Here is a 22,187-nt window from a genome sequence, read left to right as displayed (position 1 = left end):
TTAAATTCTATTGAAGGATATTTACATCTAAATATATATTTGTGGTATCTTTGCATTTTTATTTTTTATAGTCAATATTTTAGAAACCAAAAATTTTGGCTTATAAACAATTTTCCTAGCCTTTTTAGGACATCTCTTTACACAACTAAAACAACGAATACACTTATCCTCATTTATATCTAATGTATCTTTATTTATTGCTTTCATTGGACATAATTTTATACACACACCACACTTATTACATATTTTCATATCTGCAAAAGGTGTTTTAGTAAATATCCTAGCACTATTCTTAGGTAAAATCTTTGCCATTAACGGCAGCTTTCCTTTTGGAATTTGTATAATTAAATCATTTAAATTATTTGTTTTGAAAATATTCTCTATCATTTTTTATTATATATTATATCGTAGATAAATTTACCATAAACATAAAATTATATAAAAAATAAATTTCCAATCGAAGCTTTATTTTATATATCACATTTATCAAAATACAATTAATTTTTCAGTTATTAAATCACATTTGATTTTTCTTATTATGTATTATTATAAATTAAGATTATACTTAAGTTATATAATATATAATGAAAACAAATTTTATGAGGTGCATTTTAAAAAATGGCACATAAATTTGATGCAAAGAATAAACATAAACTTGATAATGAAAAAAGAAGAGAGCTGTTACCACCAGAACAAACTCTTATTGATCTTGGATTACATGAAGGTGATGAAAAAGAAAACTTTTTAAGTGAAGTAAAAAGAATTATAAAGCCTAATGGAAAAATTGCTATTGTTGAATGGAAAAAAGTTGATAGTGAATTTGGGCCGCCTATTGACCATAGACTAGATAGAATAATCTTAATGAAAATTCTAGATAAACTTGGATTTTCAAATATAGAATTTATAAACATTAGTGATAATTTTTATGGCATAATAGCTGAAATTTAATTTACTTTATATAAAATCAGAATATCTTGAATTTTATATATGATTAGAATAAATGCTTTGGATTTTTATATGTGCATATTCTGAAGAATATATATTGTAATATTCTTCAGAATACATATGTTTTAAATTTAATGTTTTCCATATAGCTCTAATCCACCTGGTTTATTATGGACAGCCATTCTATCAACTAGTTCTAAGCATTTATTACTCATTCCTATCAAGTTAGCTTTAACTCCATTTTTATGAAATTTAAGTACAACTTTATCTATAGCATCAACTGCTGATTCATCCCAAATTTTCACCTTAGATAAATCTATATTTACAAATTGAATCTTTTCTGTAAAATCAAAACTATTAACAAATTTTAGTGTAGATGCAAAGAATAACTGACCATTAACTACATATATAGTTTTTGTATCTTCTTTGATTTTCTTAACTTTGATTTCAGATATCTTAGATGCAAAAAATAGTGCACTTAATATTATCCCAAGAATAACTCCATAAGCTAAGTTATGAGTTAATAAAACTACTATAACTGTTGAAATCATTACAATTGTATCTGTTTTTGGTACTTTTGTTATTCTCTTTATTGATGCCCAATTGAATGTAGTTATTGATACAACTACCATAACAGAACCTAAAGCAACTACTGGAATTTGTACAACAAATTTATTTAATACTATTACTGAAATCAGCATGGCTGTTCCTGCTGTAAGAGTTGATAATCGCCCTCTTCCACCATAATTATGATTTATAAGTGTTTGTCCGATCATTCCACACCCTGCTATTCCACCAAAAAATCCACATGTTATATTAGCCAATCCTTGACCAACACATTCTCTATTCTTATCACTTGGAGTATCTGTTAAATCATCAATTAACTGAGCTGTTAATAACGATTCTACAAGACCAACTAATGAAAGTGACATAGAATATGGTAATATTATTTTTAATGTTTCCATATTAAATGGTATGTTAGGTATTAAAAATTTTGGTAAATCACTATTTATTTTTCCCATATCCCCTAAAGTAGTTACATCGATCTTAAATATAACAACTATTAATGTAACAATTATTATTGATATTATTGGAGATGGTACTGCTCTTGTTAATTTAGGAAATAAATAAATTATTGAAATACCTATTGCGCCTAAAATTATCAAAATGAATGATCCTTTAAAGTAAGATAATTGTGACTTAAACATCATTATTCCTAGTGCATTTACAAATCCTATCATAACTGGCCTAGGTATAAACTTTAATAAATTTCCTATCTTTAAAAATCCTAATGTAACTTGGAATACTCCTGTAAGTATTGTTGCTAGAAACATATACTCTATTCCATGTTCTTTTACTAAACTTGCTAAAACTAATGCCATTGCACCAGCTGTAGCCGAAATCATTCCTGTTCTTCCACCAAAAATTGATATAATTAATGACATACAAAAAGATGCATATACTCCAATCATAGGATCAACTCCAGCTACTATAGAAAATCCTATTGCCTCTGGTATTAATGCCATACATACAACTATTCCTGCCAGCAGATCTCCTTTAATATTTCCAAACCACTCTTTTCTAATTTCTTTCATCTAATTCCTTCTTTCTTCTTTTATTACTGAAAATCTTTCTAATATATAAATAAACAGTTTTTTATTCCAATTAAGGCTTCATAATGTTATCATGAATACTATCATACAGTCAATTAACATTGATTAATCACAGCGACAAAGATTATGTGTTTATTTTAAAGTGATTTTTACACTGTTTGTATATATTTTACTAGATTTTCTAGTCCTTTTTCAGATTCAATAATGTTTTTGATATCTTTAGTATTTTTTTTACTTTTAGATTTTATAAATTTAAAAACTATTGTGCCATATACTGCAGCTAAAATTGAAGCAATCATAATACACAATTTTGCCAAAGACAATATACTTGGATCTGTAAATGATAATGATGAAACAAATATTGACATGGTAAATCCAATCCCTCCAAGAACACTTGCACCATATAAATGCCTTTTGGTTACACCAGATGGGAATTTAGCAATTTTTAATTTTACTAGAATATATGAAGTTCCAAATATGCCTATTTGTTTGCCAATAAAAAGACCAAATATAATTCCTAAACAAGCTGGCGAAAATATATTACTTGAAAAACCTTCTGCATTAATTGTTATACCTGCATTTGCAAAAGCAAAGATTGGCATAATCCCATAACTAGACCAAGGTGTTAAAACATGTTCAAACTTATATAAAATTGAAGATTTAAATTTATGAATATTTTCTCCAATTGGTAATGAAATTCCAAGTAAAACTCCAGCAATTGTTGCATGTATACCTGATTTTAGAAGACAAAGCCATAAAATTACTCCCAAGATAATATAAACAGATGTATATTTAACTTTAAATTTATTAGCTAATAAAAGCGCAATAAATACTATTAATCCTATTAAAAGTGCTATCCATGAAATTTGGCTATTATAAAATATTGCTATTACTATAATAGCTCCTAAATCATCAACTATAGCCAATGCCGTAAGAAAAACCACTATACCCTTAGGTGCATTTTTAGCAACTAAAGAAAGTACTCCAAGTGCAAAAGCAATATCTGTTGCCATCGGTATTCCCCATCCTGTAATTGTTGGCTGATTATAGTTAAATAATGAATAAATAATTGCTGGAACAATCATTCCTCCCATAGCTGCTGATATTGGAAGTATTGTCTTTTTAAATGATTTAAGTTCCCCAAATACCACTTCTCTCTTTATTTCCATTCCAACTACTAAGAAAAATACAGCCATTAATCCATCGTTAATCCAATGAATAACTGACATTGATAGAGAGAACTCCCCATATCCAATAGTTAAATATGTATGAAGTATATTTTCATACACTGAAGCAAAATTAGAATTAGCAATTATTATTGCAGTTATAGCACAAATTAAAAGTATTATGCCACTAGAAGATTCACTTCTAAAGAAGTGTAGAAATGGACTTAAAACTTTATTTTTAATCTTATTTTTCATATTTTCTCCTCATCTTTCTATAATATTATTTATAACCAAAGGCTCAATTGTAATACAATGTAAGGCACGTTCAAAAGAATAACAGGTGCATCTGCCATGATTATGTTCTTTCATGTGCCTGATATGTAAAACTACCTTTAGAATATTTATTTTTTAACGCAAAAAAGGCGGGAACACTCAAAATAGAGTTTCCCACCCCAGAAACTAATTGCTTGAAAGCAAATAATGTAATTTGCCCAACCGTATCTAATTATATTCATTTATATCAATAGTATCAATTATATTATATATTACTATTCTAATCAACATTTATCTGATGATTGAAAATGGTAGTTATTTCCAATCATATATATTTATTTATCAGTAGTTTCATCAGTAAACATATTTCTGTAAAAATAATGAGTTTGAGGAAGACGAATAATAATATAACTTACATATTACCTAATATAATTTCAAAATTACTTTCTAAACACAATAGTTGTATCTTACAATTAAATATGCTATTATTTTCCTAAGGAGTGATATTTTTGAATGACGTTAATAGCAAAAATTTTAGAGAATTGATAAGAATACTAGATCGAAAACTTGGATTATTAAATAAGCAAGACAGCTGTTGCTTGGAGGTTACTTTAGCTCAATGTCATGCATTAGTCGAAATAGGACGTGCAGAAAATATTTCACTAAAAGACTTAGCTAATTTAATTGACCTGGATATTAGTACTATGAGCAGAACTGTAGACAGCCTTGTAAAAAAAGAATTTGTATTTAGAACTCCATCAAAAACAGATAGACGAAGTGTAGATATTAAATTAACAGAAAAAGGATTAAAACTTTTCACAGATATTGAAAGCAATATGGATAATAAATTCAAAAATATTTTTAATCAAATCTCGTTAGAAAACCAATTAATTGTTTTTAATGGATTAAATATTATTATTGAAGCTTTGGCTAAAAATGAAAGCATGTCTACTTGTTGTAATAAAGATATAAATAATAAGTGCAATAAAACAAATAAAAATTAATAAATATATTGGGGGTTATTAAAATGAAACAAAGTAAAGAATATTTTGATGAAGTTGCATCTAATTGGGACAATATGAGAAATAACTTTTTTTCAGATGACGTAAGAAAAGCAGCTTATAAAACTGCACATGTTGAAGAAGGAAAAATTGCTGCTGATATTGGGGCTGGAACTGGCTTTATCACAGAAGGATTAATTAAAAGAAATATAAAAGTCATTGCCGTTGACCAGTCATTTGAAATGCTTAATTTATTAAAAGATAAGTTTTCTCACTATAAAAATCTTAAGTGTGTTCAAGGAGTAGGTGAAAACATACCTATCGAGGATAATTCAGTAGATTATGTATTTATTTGCTAATATATTCTTACATCATGTTGAAAATCCAAGTATAGTAATAAAAGAAATGTACAGAATCTTAAAATTAGGCGGAAAGCTTATAATTACTGATTTAGATGAACATAACTTTGAATTTTTAAAAACTGAACAATATGATGTTTGGATGGGGTTTAACAGAAAAGATATTTCCAAATGGTTCGAAAGTTCTGGTCTTAAAAATATAACTGTAGACTGTGCAGGAAGCAATTGCTGTGCTGATTCTAAATGTGGCTACGGTAAAGCTAGTATAAGTATTTTCGTTGCATATGGAGAAAAGATTTAAAAATAATCAATATATATTTTTTAATTGTATTAATAAAGGAGTTACTAAGTTATGAATTACAAAATTGAAGAAATGAAAGAATCCGACTGGGATGAAGTTTCAAAAATATATCTTGAAGGTATTAACACTGGTATTGCTACTTTTCAAAATTCAATACCAACTTTTGAAGAATGGAATAATGGCCATATAAAGTCTTGTAGATTAGTTGCTAAATCCGAAGGAAAAGTTCTAGGTTTTGCTGTGTTAAGTCCTACATCAAGTAGAACTGTTTATTCTGGCGTAGCTGAAGTCAGCATTTATATAGGAGAAAATTACAGAGGTTTAGGAATAGGGCAATCTCTTATGACTAACTTAGTTAAGCTATCAGAAGAAAATAATTTCTGGACATTACAATCTGGAATAATAAGAGAAAATACTTCTAGCATAGAACTACATAAGAAATGTGGTTTTAGAGAAATAGGTATAAGGGAAAAAGTTGCTAAGATGGATAACGGCGTATGGCATGATACAGTTTTAATGGAACGTAGAAGCAAATTAGTTGGAGTTTATTAAAAAACTTATAGAATGTACTGGCATAATCGATTGTATTCTAAATAGAAAAAGCTATAACAGTGCAATTTATTTTGAACTGCTAGCTTTTAATACATTTTTCAACTCTCTATAGCTTTTTTAAACACTACTGATTCGCGATCTAAAGATTCAGGTACATTCCCCAATCCTGTATATGGCTTTTTTTACTCATGCTTTAATCCAAAATATTTTCTTCCCCAATATAATGCTACATTTACTAAAGCAATCATTACTGGAACTTCTATTAACGGACCTATTACTGCAGCAAATGCCACCCTTGATTGAATTCCGAATACTGCTACTGCAACAGCTATTGCGAGTTCAAAGTTATTACTTGCTGCTGTAAATGATAAAGTAGTAGTTTGATGATAATTTATACCTGATTTATAGCTTATATAGAATGAAACAGAAAACATTACTATAAAATATATTACAAGCGGTATTGCTACTTTAATAACATCCACAGGTAACTCTACAATATACTTTCCTTTAAACATAAACATTACTACAATTGTAAATAATAAAGCAATTAACGCTAATGGACTGATCTTAGGAACAAATTTTTTCACATACCATTCTGTTCCCTTCATAGGTTCTAATATAAGCCTAGTAAGCATTCCTAATAAGAAAGGAATACCAAGATAAATTGCAACAGACGTTGCTACTTCTCCCATGGAAATATGAACTTCATATCCTGTAAGTCCAAATACAGGTGGTAATACTGTAATAAAGAAATAAGCAAATACTGAATAAAATACTACTTGAAATATAGAATTAAAAGCTACTAAGGCTGCTGCATATTCGCTATCTCCATCTGCTAAACTGTTCCAAAGAATTACCATAGCTATGCATCTAGCTAGTCCTATAAGAATAAGTCCTGTCATTAATTCTGAATCAGACTTTAAAAATACAAAAGCAAGTACGAACATCAAGATTGGTCCAATAAACCAATTTTGAACTAATGATAAACCAAGAACTTTTGGATTTTTAAATACTTTTCCTAGTTCCTTGTAATTTACTTTTGCAAGTGGTGGATACATCATTACTATTAGCCCTATAGCTATTGGTATTGATGTTGTTCCAACAGATAAACTTGCAAGTCCTGCTGATAATGATGGCACTCCCCATCCAAGTAATATTCCAAGTGCCATTGCTGCAAATATCCAAAGAGTTAGATATCTGTCTAAGAATGATAATCTTGATGATTTATTACTCAATTTTAACTCCCCCTATTATTATTTATTAATCTAAATTAATTTCATTATTCTTAATTCTCTTTGCTAAATCTTTTATTTTTTCTTCTATAGTCTTAGCTGTCTCTATAAATCTTTCATCACTTTTGTCTGTTGGATCATCTAATCCCCAATCTTCTCTATATTTGCAAGGTAAAAATGGACACTCTACATTACACCCCATAGTTATCACAATATCAACATTAGGAATCTTAGCCAAAAGTTTAGATTTTTGTGTTTCATTCATATCAATATCGTATAAATCTTTTATAATTCTTACTGAATCTTGATTTATTTGAGGTTTTGTTTCTGTTCCTGCTGAGTAACTTTCAAATATATCAATTCCATATAATTTTCCTAGTGCCTCTGCCATCTGTGACCTACAAGAATTGTGAACACATATAAATGCTACTTTGGGTTTCATATCTTTATCTCTCCTCTAAATTAAGTTATTTAAATTTTTTCCTCTTACGTTTTCAGCTTTCCATTCGATAATAGCAAAATTTCCATTTGAAATTTCATCGACTTTATTAATCCATTGAATTTCATTACTTGCTTTTGCCTTTAAAACTTCATTAGTTGTATTAGTTGCATAAAGGCTTGAATTTATTATCCACCATTTGCTATGAATTTTTGCTCTTTCTAAATCTTTTTGAAGTCTCATAGCCTCATATACTGGAGTAGTTTCAGCTAAAGTTACTATAACAACCTCTGTTTCTTTTTCATTTCTTAATCTAGGCAATAACTTTATAACTGATTCTGGTATATCCCCTTCTGATCTAGAAATTTCTTTATTGTAGCTTTCTGTTGAATCTAAAAGTAATAAAGTATGTCCTGTTGGTGCTGTATCTATTACTACTATTTCATTTTCTGATTTTTTAACTATTTCTGCAAAAGCTCTAAATACTGCTATTTCCTGAGTACAAGGTGATCTTAAATCTTCTTCAATATATTCAATGTCTTCATCACTCATATTGTTTTCTCTTGCCTTGGCTAATACTTCTTGTCTATACTTTTCAAGTTCTTGTTTTTCATCAATGTTACTTAAAGAAATACCGCAACTCTCATCAAGTACAAACTTCAAATGTGCTGCTGGGTCAGTGGTTGTCAAGTGAACCTTCTTACCTTTTTTAGCTAAACCTAATGCTATAGCTGAAGCTATAGTTGTCTTTCCTACTCCACCTTTACCCATTGTAAAAATAACTTTTTTATTGCTATTATAAAGATCTTCTATGACATTTTTTAGTTTTGGTATATGAGCAGTATTTAAAGAATCTTGACTAATTTTAATATTATTTTCTTTTAGCAAAGCTCTTACATTTTCAAGTCCTGTTATATTATAAGGTCTTAGAGGAATTTCAAATGTTTCTATATTCTTAAATTTAGCTGGCATATTTTGAAGCGCCTTTTGTTGCTTTTCATAAATAGCAGTTGAAAGTTCATCATCATGATTTTGAAGTACGCCGTTTATAACTAGTATCTGATTTTTTACTCCTATTTCTTGAAGCTCATTTGAAGCCCTTTCTGCTTCTTTTAGTGGAGAATCTTCAGGACGTGTAACAAGTATAAGTGTTGTTTTATTCTTATCTGCTAAAGTATCTACGGCATTTTTATACATTTCCTTCTTATCTTCAAGCCCTGCAAGCTGACCTAAACATGATGCTCCATGAGTACTTTCACTAATAAAATTGCTCCATGCAGAAGGCAATTGCAACATCCTTAAAGTATGACCTGTTGGGGCTGTATCAAAAATAATATGATCATATTCATTAAACACTTTTTCATCAGTTATCATCCCAGAAAATTCATTAAAAGCAGCAATCTCTACAGTGCATGAACCCGATAATTGCTCTTCCATATTATCTATTACTGATTGCGGTAACTTTCCTCTATAAGGCCCAATTACACTTTCCCTATATTCAGCTGCGGCAGCTTCTGGTTCAAAGTTTGCAACAGTTAATCTTGGAACTTCCTTTATTTGAATACCTTTATTGTTTAATTCGGTATTAAATACATCTTGAAGGTTAGAAGCCGGATCAGTACTTACAAGCATTATCCTTTTTCCTTCATCAGCTAAATTTAAAGCTACAGCACAAGCAGTTGAAGTTTTACCTACTCCACCCTTTCCAGTAAAAAATAAATACTTAGTCAAGTTTATTTCTTTTATATTAAATGCTTTAAACATAATTTTCTCTTCCCTTCTACGTAAACATATTTATTTTTTCTAGTAAACCTATGCATCTTCTTAGCAGCATCCACCTTTACAGCCACAGCTTTTAGCTGATTTCTTTACACTGGCTTTCTTAATAGTAAGTTTTAAAGTATCCGATGGTATTCCTAATAATTTGCAAAATTCTTCATTAGTAGGGTAGCTGCCTGCCTTAACTACAACTCCATCTACCATAATCACAGGTAAAGCTTCTACACCTTTAGTATTTAAAATTTGATTTATAACTCTATTAGTTACAAATATTTGAGGATTGTTTGTTAAATTGTATCTTTCAACTAGTATTCCTTTATTCTTTAAAGTATTCAGAACAGTTGCAACTCTTAATAATTCCTTATTCACTGATGGCCCACAAACACCAGTTGAACAACACATAGCAGGGTCAAATATTATCATTTTTTTCATTTTCATTAACTCCTTTACACCAGTAATTTATTAATATAGAAAATTTTTATTTACAAGTACAATTAGATTTATTTTTACAAATACAATCTTTTGTTTCTGTTACAAGATTCATCATAAACAATGTCAGCTTGTTACAATTATTAATATCTAAACTATAATAATTCCAAAGTCCCTCTTTTCTTACCTCTACAAGACCACAATCACTTAATACTTTCATATGATGTGAAAGTGTTGGTTGAGTAAAATCAAAATATTCTAGAATATCACATGCACACTTTTCACCACATGATAATATATCAATTATTTTTAATCTACTCGAATCAGATAAAGCCTTAAAAATTTTTGCATTTTGTTCATAATCCATTTTCATTCATGCCCTTCCCATATAGATATATGTCTATATACTCAATATAGAACATTATCTATATATTGTCAATACAGCTCATTTATTTAATCCATTTTTAACACAACTAAATATATAACAATCTATATAGTTATATTATTCAGGAACTAAATTACTGTTACAAAATAATATTTGAATTTTTTATAATGATTATAAACTAAATTAATTTCCTTATTTAGACTCACTTTATGCATTAAGGCAGCAAAGTAAATAAACACCTTACTGCCTTAATAAATATTATTTTTCTTCTACTTTTACTATTTATTATTTAAACTTTATAAAAATTAACCCAACGTATTGTACCAAAGTATCTATGATATTTGTCTATTTCAAATTTAACTATTTATGTTTCTATATTACTATTATATCATCACCCAAAATCAAATTAATTAGCTGCATATCGCTTATAAGGAATTCGAATTGTAGCTCCAATTTCATCAAATTTATAATTTGTTCCCTCAAGTGGTTTTTTCCCTTCAACTAAGTTCATTCCAGTAATATAAGCAGCTTCTGCCATAGCTTGAGCATCTTGAATAACAGTTCCTGCCATAAATCCTTTTTTAATTAACTCTATCACTTCTGGTATCCCATCAACACCAACAACTGGGATTGTTTTTTCTTTATCTCCATTGTTATATCCCATAGCTTGAAGTGCTTCAATTGCACCTATTGCCATATTATCATTGGTTGCAATTATAACTTCAATATTATTATTACTACACTGTAACAATAATGCTGCCATTCTTTTTTTAGCTTCGTCTTTAGTGCTCCAATCGCAAAATATTGATGCAATGTTCTTCGTCTCTATTCCTGCATCATTAATTGTTAAAACTGAATATTTTGCTCTTGCAATTGCTTCTAAATTATCACTTGGTCCATTAAAGATAATATATTGCATTATATTATCTTTATTTTTATCAATAAGATATTTATTTTTATTCCATTTATCAACAAGAAATTCTCCTTCAAGCACACCAGCTTGCTCTAAATCAGTTCCTATAAAGATAGACTTTCCATATGATTTAATGCTATCTTTATTAGATGCTTCTCTGCTAATTAAAATTATTGGAACATTATATTCTTTTGCTCTATCAATCACTTCTTGCGGATTATTTAAATCAACCAATTCCACGATTAAAAGTTTAACTTCCTTATTTTGTAGTTTTGTATCAATAATCTCATTCTGTACAGATTGATCTTTATTAGAAGAATAGAACTCAAATTCAACTTTTCCTTCATTTTTATTTTGAATATCTTTTAAATTATTAATAACTTGAGATATATAAGCACCTGTAGTATCATATACTACTACTGCCACCTTAACAGGTTTTATTATAGTATCATTTGTATTAATTGTTTCTCCTAGTGCATTCCCTCCAGTCATAAATACAATTATAATGCTTATAATAATTGTTAGTTTCCTTCCCATTCTTCTCATATCACTCTCACTTCTCGTCTTCATAAGTATAACTTTACTATTTTGAGCGCTTCCTATATTTAAATATACCTTTTAATTTTAATATATACTTTAATAAAAATTTTATACCTTTTACGCTTTTAACCTTTAATATATTTCCTTGGATTTGTACCAATAATAATTACACCATCTTCAGATTTTAAGTTTGTATTTTCTGTAGGATTTGCATTATTAATTAAGTTATTTCCGATAGCGTATAAGTCCTCTGCTACTTTTTTTATATCTACAATAATAGTTCCAGACATAAGTCCTTTATCAATTAAACTTATAGCTTCAGGAGTTCCACTAATTCCAAAAACCGGTATATATTTTAATTCATCTCCTGTGTTATATCCATATTCTTGAAGACCTTTGACAGCCCCTACTGATAAATCATCATCATTAGCAATTATTGCCTCAATTTTGTCCCCATATGTTAGAAATATATTTTCAATATAACTTTTAGCTACTTCTTCAGTCCAATTTGTAGCAAATGATTGAAGTAATTCTGTTTTTATACCAGAACTTTTAAGTGTTGAAGTAATCCCTTGAGTTCTTTTATCTGCTATTACGTCCTCTTTAGGTCCTCTCACAAGGACATATTGTAAAATATTATCACCATTTTTGTCTATAATACTTTTATTGTTCCAAAGATTTCTAACAATTTCACCTTGCATCTCACCTGTTTTATCAGAAGCAGGTATTGCAAAAGCAACTCTGTTATAATCTTTTAAGACTTTTGTCACGACATCTGGCGGAATATTAAACATTACCAAAGGAGTATTATAAGGTTTAACTCTTTCAATAAAATTTCTCACAGCATTTTCTTTTGTATCTGCTGGCATAGCTATAATCAAATCTATTTTATTTTTAAGTAGAGAATCTAACATTTCATCTTGCACACTCAAATTATTCTGAGGATTAAAGACAGAAACTTTGACTGGATATTCATTTTGAAGATTATCAAACTCTTTTTTAAGTTGTGCTGCAGCAGAATTATCTAAACTAAATAATATTATTCCAACGTTAATTGGTTTTCTGCTAATGGGACTAGAAAATGTTTGTATTTCGGTAGTAATTATTAATGTGAAAATTATTAACATAACTAAAATTGACCTAATTGTTTGCCTTAATACTTTCATTTTTATGTACAACCTCACTTTAAATGATATACATCAGTATTAGGTTACGGATAAATGTAAAAATTATTCTCTTAGCGGCACATTTTTCTATTCTATCTTATATACATTTTGACAATGAAATGTCGCTATTACAGCTTATTGTGTTCATAATTTGTAATCATCCAAAATCTTTTTATCCTAATACTTACCTCATTTTAAAAAAATTAATTAACTAAAAATATTTTTATATTTATTATGTAATCACTAAAACTTATCCATATATCCTCTATGAAAACAAATTAAAGGAGGGAAAATACATGGCTGTTACTAAATCAATTCAAACTACTTCATTAAGTATTGAAGTTCAAAGTGGTACTGATAAAGCAGGTCTTCCTATTTACACTAAGAAAACTTTTTCTAATGTAAAAACAGATGCTGCTGCTCAAAATGTCTATGATGTTGCTGAAGCAATCAAAGGCGTTATGTCAGCTAAAACTAGAGATTATTTTATCAATGAATCTTCTAGCTTAGTAAATGCTTAGGCACATTCAAATAAATAATAGCCCAAAGATTCGTAGAATATTTCGTGTCAAACAAGGATACGAATTCTGCTCATAGCAGGTCTATTAGTAGAATTTGTCGACGCAGTATGGCGCGAAATATCCACGTATACTGGTCTATTATTTTTTGATTGTGCCTTAGTCAAGATCATAATTAAATTTTTAGGATTGCAGGTAATTTAAATGGAATATACTTTAGCTATGAATTTTTTAACTGAATCTGGTTTAAAGACTACTTTAAGTGTTAGTGGTGTTAAAACTTCTCTTACAAAAGATGAAGTCAATGCTCTTATGGACATTGTTATATCTAAAAATATCTTTGAAACTAATTCTGGTGACTTAGTTAAAAAAGCTGGTGCTCAATTAACGCAAAGACAAGTTACTAAATTTGATGTAGCTTAGCTTTAATTAAAAAATGGAGGTTTGTCCTTGTTGAAAGGATAAATCTCCATTTTTTATATCTATTTTTTGAATAATGCGATTTTACAATATTTTTCTACCATAATGGAAGTATATCATAGTGCCACAGTCCCTTTAGCTAAAGAAATTCAATATATTATTATCAATATTATAATTTATTAAATCATTATATTTATAATCTGTTTTCATAAAAAAATTTACTTTTTGAAACACATCAAATTTTTTGCTATTATAAATGTCATATCTAGATGAATTTCCATTTAGAAAATTATCTGAGAAAGATCTATTAATAAAAATGTCTAAATTATAGTCAATACCATCGTCTATTAAACCTTCATGTTTTAGTTCACTTCTCAAACTTTGCAATTCTATCGGAGTAGCATTATTTAAAGATATTCCGCATTTCTCTGCAATTTTATTAATATTAATTTTCCCACTATTATCATAGTAATTCTGTTTATTGTTTTTGATTTCCAAATCGAGTATTTTTTCCATTGTCTTTGTATTTACTTTTGGCATACAAAGATTTGGATCATATATTCCATTATCATATTCTTTTTGCATTTCATGTATTTCTGATCTTCTTTTTTCAATTTCTTCTTTTGAATAATTCAGAGATATATTATTATTTATATTTTTTAGAGTTTCTTGTTTTGAATACATATATGTAACTTTATATTTGCTTTTATTAAGCTCTATACTATCCTTTAATTGGTTGAAAAAAGAAGAATTTGTGTTTGAATTTCTATTTTTATTACATTGATATTCTATATTTATATTATTAGTTTCTGTTCTTAATAACATATAACCACTCCTTGTATAAATTAGTATTCATTAGTTTTTCGTATACAATCTTAATTTTTTAACATTTAAATTAATGTTTTCAAATTCAAGATATATTTACCAATAAATATTAATAAAAATATTACTAATAATCAAAAAACCTTAACGATACCAAATGAATTTACTCGAATCAGCGTATACGTATCCACGGTTTTAAAAAATTAGCCTACACGTTAAATATAGTATTTTCTGCAAATAAAAAAGAATGATCTATTATTGTGTAATAAATCATTCTTAATACGTGTTAATAATTATTTAAGGGGATAAATAATATTTCAACTACTTTATGTAATATATATTACATCTTTATTATGTCAGTATTATGACAAATTATAATTTACTTAATATGCACTTAATTGTAGTATTGCACAACAAAAAATCGCATATCGTCAGTCTAAATAATGCGAAATTTCAATGTTATTATTTACTTTTATCAATTTATTTAATTTTCCCAAACTACACATTTAAGAATTTTTTTCAAAGCTATAATGCTTGCTACAGGTCCTATAAATGCACCAACTATTGTAAATGGCAAAAGCATTGTATTGGTTATAAAAGCAGGTTGTACGAGGCTTAATTCTGGCGTAAACTCCATTACTTTAGTGTAGATGAAGCTATATATAAAAAATAACGATAAATTTCCTCCAAAGGCTCCTACAATTCCTATAACTACTCCTTCAATAATAAATGGCCAGCGGATAAACCAATTAGTGGCTCCAACAAGCTTCATTATATTTATTTCTTTCCTCCTTGGAAACATAGCCATCTTAAATGCATTTACAATTAAAAATAATGAAATAATTGGTAGTATTATAAAAACTGCAATTTCAAGCCATCTAAAAATTATGATCATTCCTTTATTGTTAATAAAAATAGTTGCAGAATTTTTATTAACTGATAACAAATATATTAAAAATAATCCAACAATAAAAATAGTTGCTGATACAGTAAATACTGAAAAAATTGTTAGTGTTCCATTTCGTTTTAAATTCTTTAGCGCATCTAAAAAGAAATATTTAAATGTATCAATCTTCATATTTCACCTTCCAAAATAATTTCAGCAAACATTTTTAAATATTTACAATTATATGTTCATTATATCATATTATGTAAACTTAGCATTATTCAATTTTAAAAGATTAACTAGTTTTGAATCATATTATTTTTATTCAATCCATTTTTTACAAGAATAGCATATAGTGTACCATCTGCTCTCATATCATTAATTGTTTTATTTAATGCATTTAATAAGGAAATTTCATCTTTTCTGACTGCTATTCCTATAGATCCAGATATTTCAGGAGTATACTCTTCTAGCGTTCTTACTGAAAGGTTTTTATTCTTTAATAATAAGTAGTTTACAACAACAGAATCAGATATACCTGCATCAACTTTTCCGTTATTTATAGCGTTCAATAATTCAGATGAATTTTCAAAAATCACTATATCCTTTATTAAGTTATTTTCCTTCCACCTTTTTGCTAAATATTCAAATGCTGTTCCTTTTTCTACTCCAACTACTGCATTTTTTAAATCACTCATAAAATTAATTTTAGAAAATTTTTGAACAATAACGGCTTCTGTTTCTTTATACAAAGGCTGTGTAAATGCCACAATCTTTTCACGCTCGGGAGTTATATATATTCCACTAGCTGCAATATCTATACTGTCATCAGTATTTAGTTTGTCTAATAACTCTGAAAATTGCACTTTCTTGGCTTCAATTTTTTTAATTCCAAGTCGCTTTGCAATTTCATTTACGATATCAGCATCAATTCCACTTATCTGATTTGTTTTAGAATCTATATAAAAAAATGGAACACCGTATCCTGAAGCAACAGTTATTACTCCTTTTTCTGTTATTGTTTGCAATTTATCTTTTTCTATTGCTTGATTTTCTATTGTAGCTCCCATAGCACTTGCACCGCAACCAATTATTATTCCAATAAGATTTATAATAACAATTAAAGTGAATTTTTTTTTCATAAATAGAACTCTCCTTTAAAATGACAACTATTTTTATAGTTATTATCTGTGATTGAAATAAAATTATCCACGTTTGAAAAAAGCTCAAACTTTAAAGAATAATACTTTGCCTTTTATACTAACCTTTAAAGCTGCTTCAATGAGAACAATAATCACTACACTACACATTATTCAATTTTAAAAGATCATTTTCTAAATTTACTGCGTGAAATCAATAATTAAATGAAAGATTTTCAAATGCAGAGAAAATTTTTACTGATTACGTAATTCACTATTAATTTAATTAATTTTTTAAAAAACTACCTCATTTAATTTTGAGGTAGTTCATATAAATTCAACTTTTAAATTAGCAATTGAATATAATTATTATACTTTTAAGTCAATTTACTACTCTCTAATCTTTCTCATGATAAAATCTACCCCTTTTTGAAATACCATTGTTTTTACATTTATCCTAATTTGTCCATTTGATACTGTGTACTTTTGCTACAACACTCGAAAATAGCCACAGTCTACAAACTGCTGATAAGGAATATTGTTTTTGTCTAAGATTTTTTTATCTCTTAGTAATAAAAATAGTCTATTCCTTCCCATTCCTTTAATTCCAAGAACTTTTGCAACATGACCCATTTCAATAGAGTCTTTAGATCCTGCAACATCATCATAAAATTGTACTTTTGGTTCTAGTAGCTTTACTTTCTTTTCAATTTTTAATCTTGCTTCCCTTTCTTCTTTTAACTTTGTAACTTCAGTAATAAGTAAATCAAGATTATTTAATAATTCATCTGCTGCATACATTCCTGTTTTTCTTATTCCGGTAATACCTCATCAAAAATCCATGATTCAAATTTTTCTGCTCCTGGTAATTCTGATTTTGACACCAATCGATATATATCACCTTCTGGAATCACACTCATTTCTATATTTTGAATAGCATCAGTTCCATTTTTTCTCTTTCTAGTAACCACCCCCATGTCGTGCTTCACGACACCCCTGCAATGTCTTGAAATTGCATCTCTCGCATTTTTATATCCTAATGCTTTAGCAATATCAATTCCCACTGCATAATCTTTATTATTAACTTTTACCCATCTTATTTCTCCAAATCTTTCATTTTTGAAAATTCTCAAATCCTCCATTTGTTAATCTCCTTTCTACAAATTTTATATATCTCAATTCCAAATTATTAATAGTTAACTTTCTATGCATAAATTTATTCTTAACTTTTTTGTAGTTTTACGCTATATGCCAGTATTGTGAAATAAAAGATTATTGATACTTTAATTATCAATAGAGTGTATATTCTAATTTTGAAAACAAAATACTAATAAAATGGAGGTGCTGCTATGAAAATAAAGAAGTTTTTAATATTTTTTTTAATATCTATATTTACATTTGTTAAAATCCCACAAGCACAAGCACAACCACTTCCTATTGCAACAACTTATACACAAGGCATCTATAATATGACTCAATATACTGGAAATTATATTACAGGTAAACTGATAACTGCCAACAAGCCTCTTACTGTAATAGTAATTGATTCTAATGGTAATCAAAAAACATTTTTACAATTTAATACCCCCAATGAAATTGTAAAACTTGGTCCTGTTGGAGAAGGGGATATTCTAATACTGGTTGGTACTGGCGAAATATCTTTTTCTCCTCTTTAAAAATTTACTAATATAGTGTTTAGTGCAATTCTAAACACTATATTAAGTATATTCACTTTCTTACTTTATAAAATTTCTTGTATTACTATTTTCCAATATCTACACATTCTGAATAATTACTTTAAAATTTAATACAGCTAATTTACTTCTTTCATTCCTTGCTTAAAGCCTTTTTACACAATTTAAGACATGCAGCTTTAATTAAACTGCATGTCTTAAATTATAATATATTTCAAACTCACTACTTTGTCACAATATTTTAACAATAGTAAAAAATTTTTGAAGAGCATCATTATTTCAAAATTTATATTTTATTTAATGCTTGTATTAATTGTTCATTTGCTAAATCAGGTATGTCACTACAATTTATCTTTATACATTCCAAAAAAATCATCATATGCATAATCACCTATGTCACTATTTTTGATACCACTTGCAGATATATCAAAAATCAAAAAATAATCGTTACTACTAATCTCATTTTTTAGTTTTCCAAATTGACTCAATATTAAAACAAACAATGGATTACTTTTATATGATACAAATATCTCAGAATCCGGAATAATAATAATCTCTTCTTTATTAAATTTATCCAAAATATTTTTATTATACATTCTCCATACCTCATTATTAATTTTCTAAAACATATATTTTATTATCATCATTAACAATTAAACTTCTATTTTTCAATGCTTATCCCCTAAAACTTTCTTTGGAATATATGTATGGGGAAATTTTTAACATTATAGCTAAGCAACATATTTTTTCCCTCCTTTTTTCCATTATAGAATAGCATTAGATAATATATAAAAATAGGAAGAAGTACTTGTTTTAAACATTTGTTCCTATTTTGGTTTTATTATAAATTATATTTTATTATAATTTATTTTCCTTTTTCACTTAATGGAAAGTTAATCTAATCCTCTCTACTATATAAAATACTATTTAAAAATTAAAATTCCTGAGGTTTTTTCAAGCGCAAAAGATTTACTACATTAGTCTTTATTAAGTGATTCTTTATATTATGATAAATTATTAAGTATATAAGATATCTTATTCTTATTAATTTCCCTAATTGCTTTTATAATTTCTTCCATAGTCCATAATTCAATCCATCCAACCTTTTCTCCTCTTCCAATTAGACATACGAACGCTCATGTATTTATATTCCATATTCTTAAGAAGCTCTACTACATTGACTTAATAATATTCCTCTAAATATGAATTATCCACACTTATTCTCCCTAGATTCGTCTATTGTAATATAGTTAGGTAAAACATTCATATATAAATTTGAATAAAAATAATAGGATGCTTGCAAATAATTTTTAAAATCTTTGCAAGCATCCTTTTTTACTAACAATACACTTCTGTTATCTTTTTACTATTCCCATTAATTTCAACATCAATTACATTCATTTCTCCAGATACATTTTTAGTTTTTCTAAAATCAAATATTAGAAGATAGCCTTTACTTAAACTATACTGCTGCAAATATTCTCCAAGCTGTATTAGACCTTTTTTATGATACTCTTCCCCCCTCCATATTTTAAGTTCTATAATATACATCTTTTTATTGTATGTTATTACTATATCAAATCTTTTTTCATCTCCGCCTTTTACTTCTTTAAACGCAAAACCCGTTCCGTTGATTATAGGACTTATAAAAGCTAGAAATACTAATCTTCCATCATCCTCTAAAAAAACTTCTCTTTTTTCTGAATACTCATGCTTCATAAATTCCTTAAATTTTATAAGTATTTTCTTTATATCTAGATCGCCATTTGCATTTATGAATTTTGATCTTTCATTATAAAATCCTAAGTTGCTTGTAGTTTCTATTAGTGAGCTCATATAATTATATATTCTTTGCTCATATATTCTGTTATGAATCTTGACTCTTCCATTGTTATTTTTGAATATTCCATACATAATTGCCATAGTTATAATAAAATTATCTTCATTATAACTAATTTCATAGCCATCTAAAATTATCCTTTTTACCAATTCCTTCAAGTCTTTATTATTCTCTATATTTTTAATCAGACTATCAAAATTAGTATTCTTTTCTTTTAGCAATTCCTTTACAGCCATATCCATATATACTTTTTCTCATTTCAATTCATTTTCATTCATTATCTTTTCGTCTATTATTTTACATAGTTTGCTTACTAAAAATGGATATCCAGAAGTATAAAAATAAAGCCTTTGTGAGAAATAGCTTTTATCTAAATTTACTCCTTTATTTGAAATATAATCATCAAGCATTGTACCTATCTCTTCAACTGAGAAGTTCATATACACATCAAAATCAGAAGCTATATTCCAAAGACTGTTGCATTTATGCTCATCATCTGGTCTTATTTTTATCTTTAAACTTTTAACATCGTGAACACCTGCTAATATTACGCTATGAAAAGTAATATCTTCTTCCTCATTTCTTAGTAAATACTTATTTCTAAGCATCCCTAAAAAACTCAAAAATAATTGATTATTACTGCTTTTATCTACTTCATCTATCATAAGTACAACCTTTTTATTGGCTTTAATAATTAGTTTTGTAATTGCACTAGATAAATCCTTTAATTTTTTAACCTTGTTTATTTCTTCTTCTAAAAATAGGGCTAACTTTTCATCCTTTAATAATAAATTTTCTGATACTATCTCTAAAAATGCTTTTGAGAAACTTTCTTCGTCTTCAAAGACTACATCTCCTATGCCTTCAAAACTATTTTTATAGGTAAGTAATCTTTACTATTTTTTAATTGTTTATTTAATAAATAAAATATTGTAGTTTTCCCATACTGTCTTGGTCTATTTATAATGAAATATCTTCCTTTATCTATGAGTTTCATAGTTTCTTTTAATTTATCAGATATGTCTACCATATAATGCATTTGTGGAATACACGTACCTGTTATATTAAACTCTTTCTCCAAAATTTCTCACCATACTCTATGTTGCTATTTTATCATATCTATATTTAATTTAACCATTAAAACAAATTAAAGCATAAGGAGCTACTTAAAAAATCTAATCCCAATAATCCGTTGACTTTTTCATTATATACCCATTCTAATTCGAATATGTTTAATTTTCCCTATAGCAATGCTTTCATTTTCTGTACTATATACCAGTTTTCTATTTTCTCGAAAAGTGTACATTCCAACATAAAACTCTATAAATTTAAGATGAAAACTTAAAATTTTCCACCACCTTTTGTCCAAATAAACACTGAAAGCCACTGAAATCAGTGGCTTTACATTGTATTAAAATTCTAGTTCTTATTTGAGATGATTAGGCTAAATTTTTGATACAATTTAGCTATTATAATTCTATTATCTTTTTTATCCAATCTGGCAACTTTTCATCACTCCAAATTACTCTACCATTTCTTATACACACAATTAACTTAAATATATTAGTATTATCATAGATATTAATTTCACCATATAAATAAATTAACTCCTGCAAGTATTGTATATGTTGCCATATTACTTACCTATAACATTTGGGCTTCTCTTTTAAGTACTAAATTAGAAAGCATAACATAAAAATCTTGTTCTTCTTTAGTTTTAGCTTTTCTAAACAAATCCATTATAAGTCATTATAAAAATATTCTCAAAAAACTCC

23 protein-coding genes, 2 pseudogenes and 1 other annotated feature are annotated in these 22,187 nt (G+C 27.5%); of the genes and pseudogenes, 8 read left to right on the top strand and 17 right to left on the bottom strand.

Annotated elements, in window-relative coordinates:
- Positions 1-27: 27 nt before the first annotated feature.
- Positions 28-387 (bottom strand): 4Fe-4S dicluster domain-containing protein, encoded by a 360-nt coding sequence (locus CLSA_RS08195; RefSeq protein WP_077393768.1) that lies wholly within the window; start codon positions 385-387, stop codon positions 28-30.
- 231 nt (positions 388-618) lie between these two features.
- On the opposite strand from CLSA_RS08195, the gene CLSA_RS08190 reads away from it, so the two are divergent.
- Entirely contained in the window at positions 619-948 is a 330-nt protein-coding gene (locus tag CLSA_RS08190; protein ID WP_022745195.1) for a class I SAM-dependent methyltransferase, read from the top strand.
- Positions 949-1,076: 128 nt separating this feature from the next.
- Here the strand turns inward: CLSA_RS08190 and CLSA_RS08185 are convergent, their stop codons facing one another.
- Together CLSA_RS08185 and nhaA are read right to left on the bottom strand one after the other, a co-directional pair.
- Complete coding sequence (locus CLSA_RS08185; RefSeq protein ID WP_022745191.1) at positions 1,077-2,540, bottom strand: SulP family inorganic anion transporter; 1,464 nt, start codon at positions 2,538-2,540, stop codon at positions 1,077-1,079.
- A 167-nt stretch (positions 2,541-2,707) separates the two neighbouring features.
- A complete protein-coding gene (nhaA, locus tag CLSA_RS08180; protein ID WP_022745188.1) occupies positions 2,708-3,979 on the bottom strand; it encodes a Na+/H+ antiporter NhaA in 1,272 nt (423 codons plus the stop codon).
- A 186-nt stretch (positions 3,980-4,165) separates the two neighbouring features.
- Positions 4,166-4,221 (bottom strand) — a sequence feature (sodium ion sensor (DUF1646 type); this cis-regulatory element may regulate processes involved in with the transportation of sodium ions).
- Positions 4,222-4,506: 285 nt separating this feature from the next.
- Here nhaA and CLSA_RS08175 point away from each other — a divergent pair.
- From CLSA_RS08175 to CLSA_RS08165, 4 genes are read left to right on the top strand one after another with little or no spacing between them, the layout of a single operon-like run.
- Positions 4,507-5,001, top strand: a complete 495-nt coding sequence (locus CLSA_RS08175; RefSeq protein ID WP_022745184.1) for a MarR family winged helix-turn-helix transcriptional regulator — start codon at positions 4,507-4,509, stop codon at positions 4,999-5,001.
- 23 nt (positions 5,002-5,024) lie between these two features.
- Positions 5,025-5,357, top strand: a complete 333-nt coding sequence (locus tag CLSA_RS23855; protein WP_236903317.1) for a class I SAM-dependent methyltransferase — start codon at positions 5,025-5,027, stop codon at positions 5,355-5,357.
- Entirely contained in the window at positions 5,341-5,658 is a 318-nt protein-coding gene (locus CLSA_RS23850) for a class I SAM-dependent methyltransferase (RefSeq protein WP_236903316.1), read from the top strand. The genes CLSA_RS23855 and CLSA_RS23850 overlap by 17 nt, the downstream gene beginning before the upstream one ends.
- Before the next feature lie 51 nt (positions 5,659-5,709).
- Positions 5,710-6,210: a GNAT family N-acetyltransferase gene (locus CLSA_RS08165; RefSeq protein WP_022745181.1), complete on the top strand. Its 501-nt coding sequence runs from the start codon at positions 5,710-5,712 to the stop codon at positions 6,208-6,210.
- Between the two features lie 182 nt (positions 6,211-6,392).
- On the opposite strand, the gene arsB is transcribed toward CLSA_RS08165, so the two are convergent.
- From arsB to CLSA_RS08130, 7 genes are all read right to left on the bottom strand, one after another.
- The gene (arsB, locus tag CLSA_RS08160; protein WP_022745177.1) at positions 6,393-7,445 is read right to left on the bottom strand and encodes an ACR3 family arsenite efflux transporter; all 1,053 of its coding nucleotides are present in this window, start codon (positions 7,443-7,445) and stop codon (positions 6,393-6,395) included.
- A gap of 25 nt (positions 7,446-7,470) precedes the next feature.
- On the bottom strand, positions 7,471-7,884 hold the full coding sequence (locus tag CLSA_RS08155) for an arsenate reductase ArsC (protein ID WP_022745174.1): 414 nt from the start codon (positions 7,882-7,884) through the stop codon (positions 7,471-7,473).
- A 15-nt stretch (positions 7,885-7,899) separates the two neighbouring features.
- Positions 7,900-9,645, bottom strand: a complete 1,746-nt coding sequence (gene arsA, locus CLSA_RS08150; protein WP_022745170.1) for an arsenical pump-driving ATPase — start codon at positions 9,643-9,645, stop codon at positions 7,900-7,902.
- A gap of 60 nt (positions 9,646-9,705) precedes the next feature.
- Positions 9,706-10,092 carry an arsenite efflux transporter metallochaperone ArsD gene (arsD, locus tag CLSA_RS08145; RefSeq protein ID WP_022745167.1) on the bottom strand — a complete coding sequence of 129 codons (387 nt, stop codon included), beginning with the start codon at positions 10,090-10,092 and terminating at the stop codon, positions 9,706-9,708.
- A 46-nt stretch (positions 10,093-10,138) separates the two neighbouring features.
- Positions 10,139-10,462: an ArsR/SmtB family transcription factor gene (locus CLSA_RS08140; RefSeq protein WP_022745165.1), complete on the bottom strand. Its 324-nt coding sequence runs from the start codon at positions 10,460-10,462 to the stop codon at positions 10,139-10,141.
- A gap of 418 nt (positions 10,463-10,880) precedes the next feature.
- Positions 10,881-11,957, bottom strand: coding sequence for a galactose ABC transporter substrate-binding protein (locus tag CLSA_RS08135; protein WP_022745163.1), 1,077 nt, complete (start codon positions 11,955-11,957; stop codon positions 10,881-10,883).
- 95 nt (positions 11,958-12,052) lie between these two features.
- Positions 12,053-13,093, bottom strand: a complete 1,041-nt coding sequence (locus tag CLSA_RS08130) for a galactose ABC transporter substrate-binding protein (RefSeq protein WP_022745161.1) — start codon at positions 13,091-13,093, stop codon at positions 12,053-12,055.
- 296 nt (positions 13,094-13,389) lie between these two features.
- Between CLSA_RS08130 and CLSA_RS08125 the strand changes: the two genes are divergently transcribed.
- Positions 13,390-13,614 (top strand): DUF1659 domain-containing protein, encoded by a 225-nt coding sequence (locus tag CLSA_RS08125; RefSeq protein ID WP_022745159.1) that lies wholly within the window; start codon positions 13,390-13,392, stop codon positions 13,612-13,614.
- 201 nt (positions 13,615-13,815) lie between these two features.
- Positions 13,816-14,034, top strand: a complete 219-nt coding sequence (locus tag CLSA_RS08120; protein WP_022745158.1) for a DUF2922 domain-containing protein — start codon at positions 13,816-13,818, stop codon at positions 14,032-14,034.
- 132 nt (positions 14,035-14,166) lie between these two features.
- Here CLSA_RS08120 and CLSA_RS08115 read toward each other — a convergent pair whose 3' ends face one another.
- The 4 genes and pseudogenes from CLSA_RS08115 to CLSA_RS24255 all read right to left on the bottom strand — a co-directional run bounded on the left by CLSA_RS08115 (position 14,167) and on the right by CLSA_RS24255 (position 18,020).
- Positions 14,167-14,856 (bottom strand): hypothetical protein, encoded by a 690-nt coding sequence (locus tag CLSA_RS08115; protein ID WP_022745156.1) that lies wholly within the window; start codon positions 14,854-14,856, stop codon positions 14,167-14,169.
- Between the two features lie 481 nt (positions 14,857-15,337).
- Positions 15,338-15,931, bottom strand: a complete 594-nt coding sequence (locus tag CLSA_RS08110; RefSeq protein ID WP_022745154.1) for an FtsX-like permease family protein — start codon at positions 15,929-15,931, stop codon at positions 15,338-15,340.
- Positions 15,932-16,038: 107 nt separating this feature from the next.
- Positions 16,039-16,881 (bottom strand): ABC transporter substrate-binding protein, encoded by an 843-nt coding sequence (locus tag CLSA_RS08105; RefSeq protein WP_022745148.1) that lies wholly within the window; start codon positions 16,879-16,881, stop codon positions 16,039-16,041.
- Positions 16,882-17,268: 387 nt separating this feature from the next.
- Positions 17,269-18,020 (bottom strand): annotated as a pseudogene (locus tag CLSA_RS24255) (phage antirepressor KilAC domain-containing protein).
- 207 nt (positions 18,021-18,227) lie between these two features.
- Here CLSA_RS24255 and CLSA_RS08095 point away from each other — a divergent pair.
- On the top strand, positions 18,228-18,554 hold the full coding sequence (locus CLSA_RS08095; protein ID WP_022745145.1) for a hypothetical protein: 327 nt from the start codon (positions 18,228-18,230) through the stop codon (positions 18,552-18,554).
- A gap of 359 nt (positions 18,555-18,913) precedes the next feature.
- On the opposite strand, the gene CLSA_RS08090 is transcribed toward CLSA_RS08095, so the two are convergent.
- From CLSA_RS08090 to CLSA_RS22450, 3 genes and pseudogenes are all read right to left on the bottom strand, one after another.
- Positions 18,914-19,168, bottom strand: coding sequence for a hypothetical protein (locus CLSA_RS08090; protein WP_022745142.1), 255 nt, complete (start codon positions 19,166-19,168; stop codon positions 18,914-18,916).
- A 742-nt stretch (positions 19,169-19,910) separates the two neighbouring features.
- A pseudogene (locus CLSA_RS08085) lies at positions 19,911-21,493 on the bottom strand (P-loop NTPase family protein).
- Between the two features lie 388 nt (positions 21,494-21,881).
- Complete coding sequence (locus CLSA_RS22450; RefSeq protein WP_022745139.1) at positions 21,882-22,028, bottom strand: hypothetical protein; 147 nt, start codon at positions 22,026-22,028, stop codon at positions 21,882-21,884.
- Positions 22,029-22,187: the final 159 nt, after the last annotated feature.

This window comes from Clostridium saccharobutylicum DSM 13864 (assembly GCF_000473995.1).
GTDB classification, from domain to species: Bacteria; Bacillota; Clostridia; order Clostridiales; family Clostridiaceae; genus Clostridium; species Clostridium saccharobutylicum.
The sequence above is the reverse complement of the archived record's forward strand: the minus strand, read 5'-3'. Positions and strand labels throughout refer to the sequence as shown.

Bases quoted from the DNA above. Each gene is read 5' to 3' on its own strand.
- CLSA_RS08195 (WP_077393768.1), bottom strand. From the start codon at position 387: ATGATAGAGAATATTTTCAAAACAAATAATTTAAATGATTTAATTATA.
- CLSA_RS08190 (WP_022745195.1), top strand. From the start codon at position 619: ATGGCACATAAATTTGATGCAAAGAATAAACATAAACTTGATAATGAA.
- CLSA_RS08185 (WP_022745191.1), bottom strand. From the start codon at position 2,540: ATGAAAGAAATTAGAAAAGAGTGGTTTGGAAATATTAAAGGAGATCTG.
- nhaA (WP_022745188.1), bottom strand. From the start codon at position 3,979: ATGAAAAATAAGATTAAAAATAAAGTTTTAAGTCCATTTCTACACTTC.
- CLSA_RS23855 (WP_236903317.1), top strand. From the start codon at position 5,025: ATGAAACAAAGTAAAGAATATTTTGATGAAGTTGCATCTAATTGGGAC.
- CLSA_RS23850 (WP_236903316.1), top strand. From the start codon at position 5,341: ATGTATTTATTTGCTAATATATTCTTACATCATGTTGAAAATCCAAGT.
- CLSA_RS08165 (WP_022745181.1), top strand. From the start codon at position 5,710: ATGAATTACAAAATTGAAGAAATGAAAGAATCCGACTGGGATGAAGTT.
- CLSA_RS08155 (WP_022745174.1), bottom strand. From the start codon at position 7,884: ATGAAACCCAAAGTAGCATTTATATGTGTTCACAATTCTTGTAGGTCA.
- arsA (WP_022745170.1), bottom strand. From the start codon at position 9,645: ATGTTTAAAGCATTTAATATAAAAGAAATAAACTTGACTAAGTATTTA.
- arsD (WP_022745167.1), bottom strand. From the start codon at position 10,092: ATGAAAAAAATGATAATATTTGACCCTGCTATGTGTTGTTCAACTGGT.
- CLSA_RS08140 (WP_022745165.1), bottom strand. From the start codon at position 10,462: ATGAAAATGGATTATGAACAAAATGCAAAAATTTTTAAGGCTTTATCT.
- CLSA_RS08135 (WP_022745163.1), bottom strand. From the start codon at position 11,957: ATGAAGACGAGAAGTGAGAGTGATATGAGAAGAATGGGAAGGAAACTA.
- CLSA_RS08130 (WP_022745161.1), bottom strand. From the start codon at position 13,093: ATGAAAGTATTAAGGCAAACAATTAGGTCAATTTTAGTTATGTTAATA.
- CLSA_RS08125 (WP_022745159.1), top strand. From the start codon at position 13,390: ATGGCTGTTACTAAATCAATTCAAACTACTTCATTAAGTATTGAAGTT.
- CLSA_RS08120 (WP_022745158.1), top strand. From the start codon at position 13,816: ATGGAATATACTTTAGCTATGAATTTTTTAACTGAATCTGGTTTAAAG.
- CLSA_RS08115 (WP_022745156.1), bottom strand. From the start codon at position 14,856: ATGTTATTAAGAACAGAAACTAATAATATAAATATAGAATATCAATGT.
- CLSA_RS08110 (WP_022745154.1), bottom strand. From the start codon at position 15,931: ATGAAGATTGATACATTTAAATATTTCTTTTTAGATGCGCTAAAGAAT.
- CLSA_RS08105 (WP_022745148.1), bottom strand. From the start codon at position 16,881: ATGAAAAAAAAATTCACTTTAATTGTTATTATAAATCTTATTGGAATA.
- CLSA_RS08095 (WP_022745145.1), top strand. From the start codon at position 18,228: ATGAAAATAAAGAAGTTTTTAATATTTTTTTTAATATCTATATTTACA.
- CLSA_RS08090 (WP_022745142.1), bottom strand. From the start codon at position 19,168: ATGTATAATAAAAATATTTTGGATAAATTTAATAAAGAAGAGATTATT.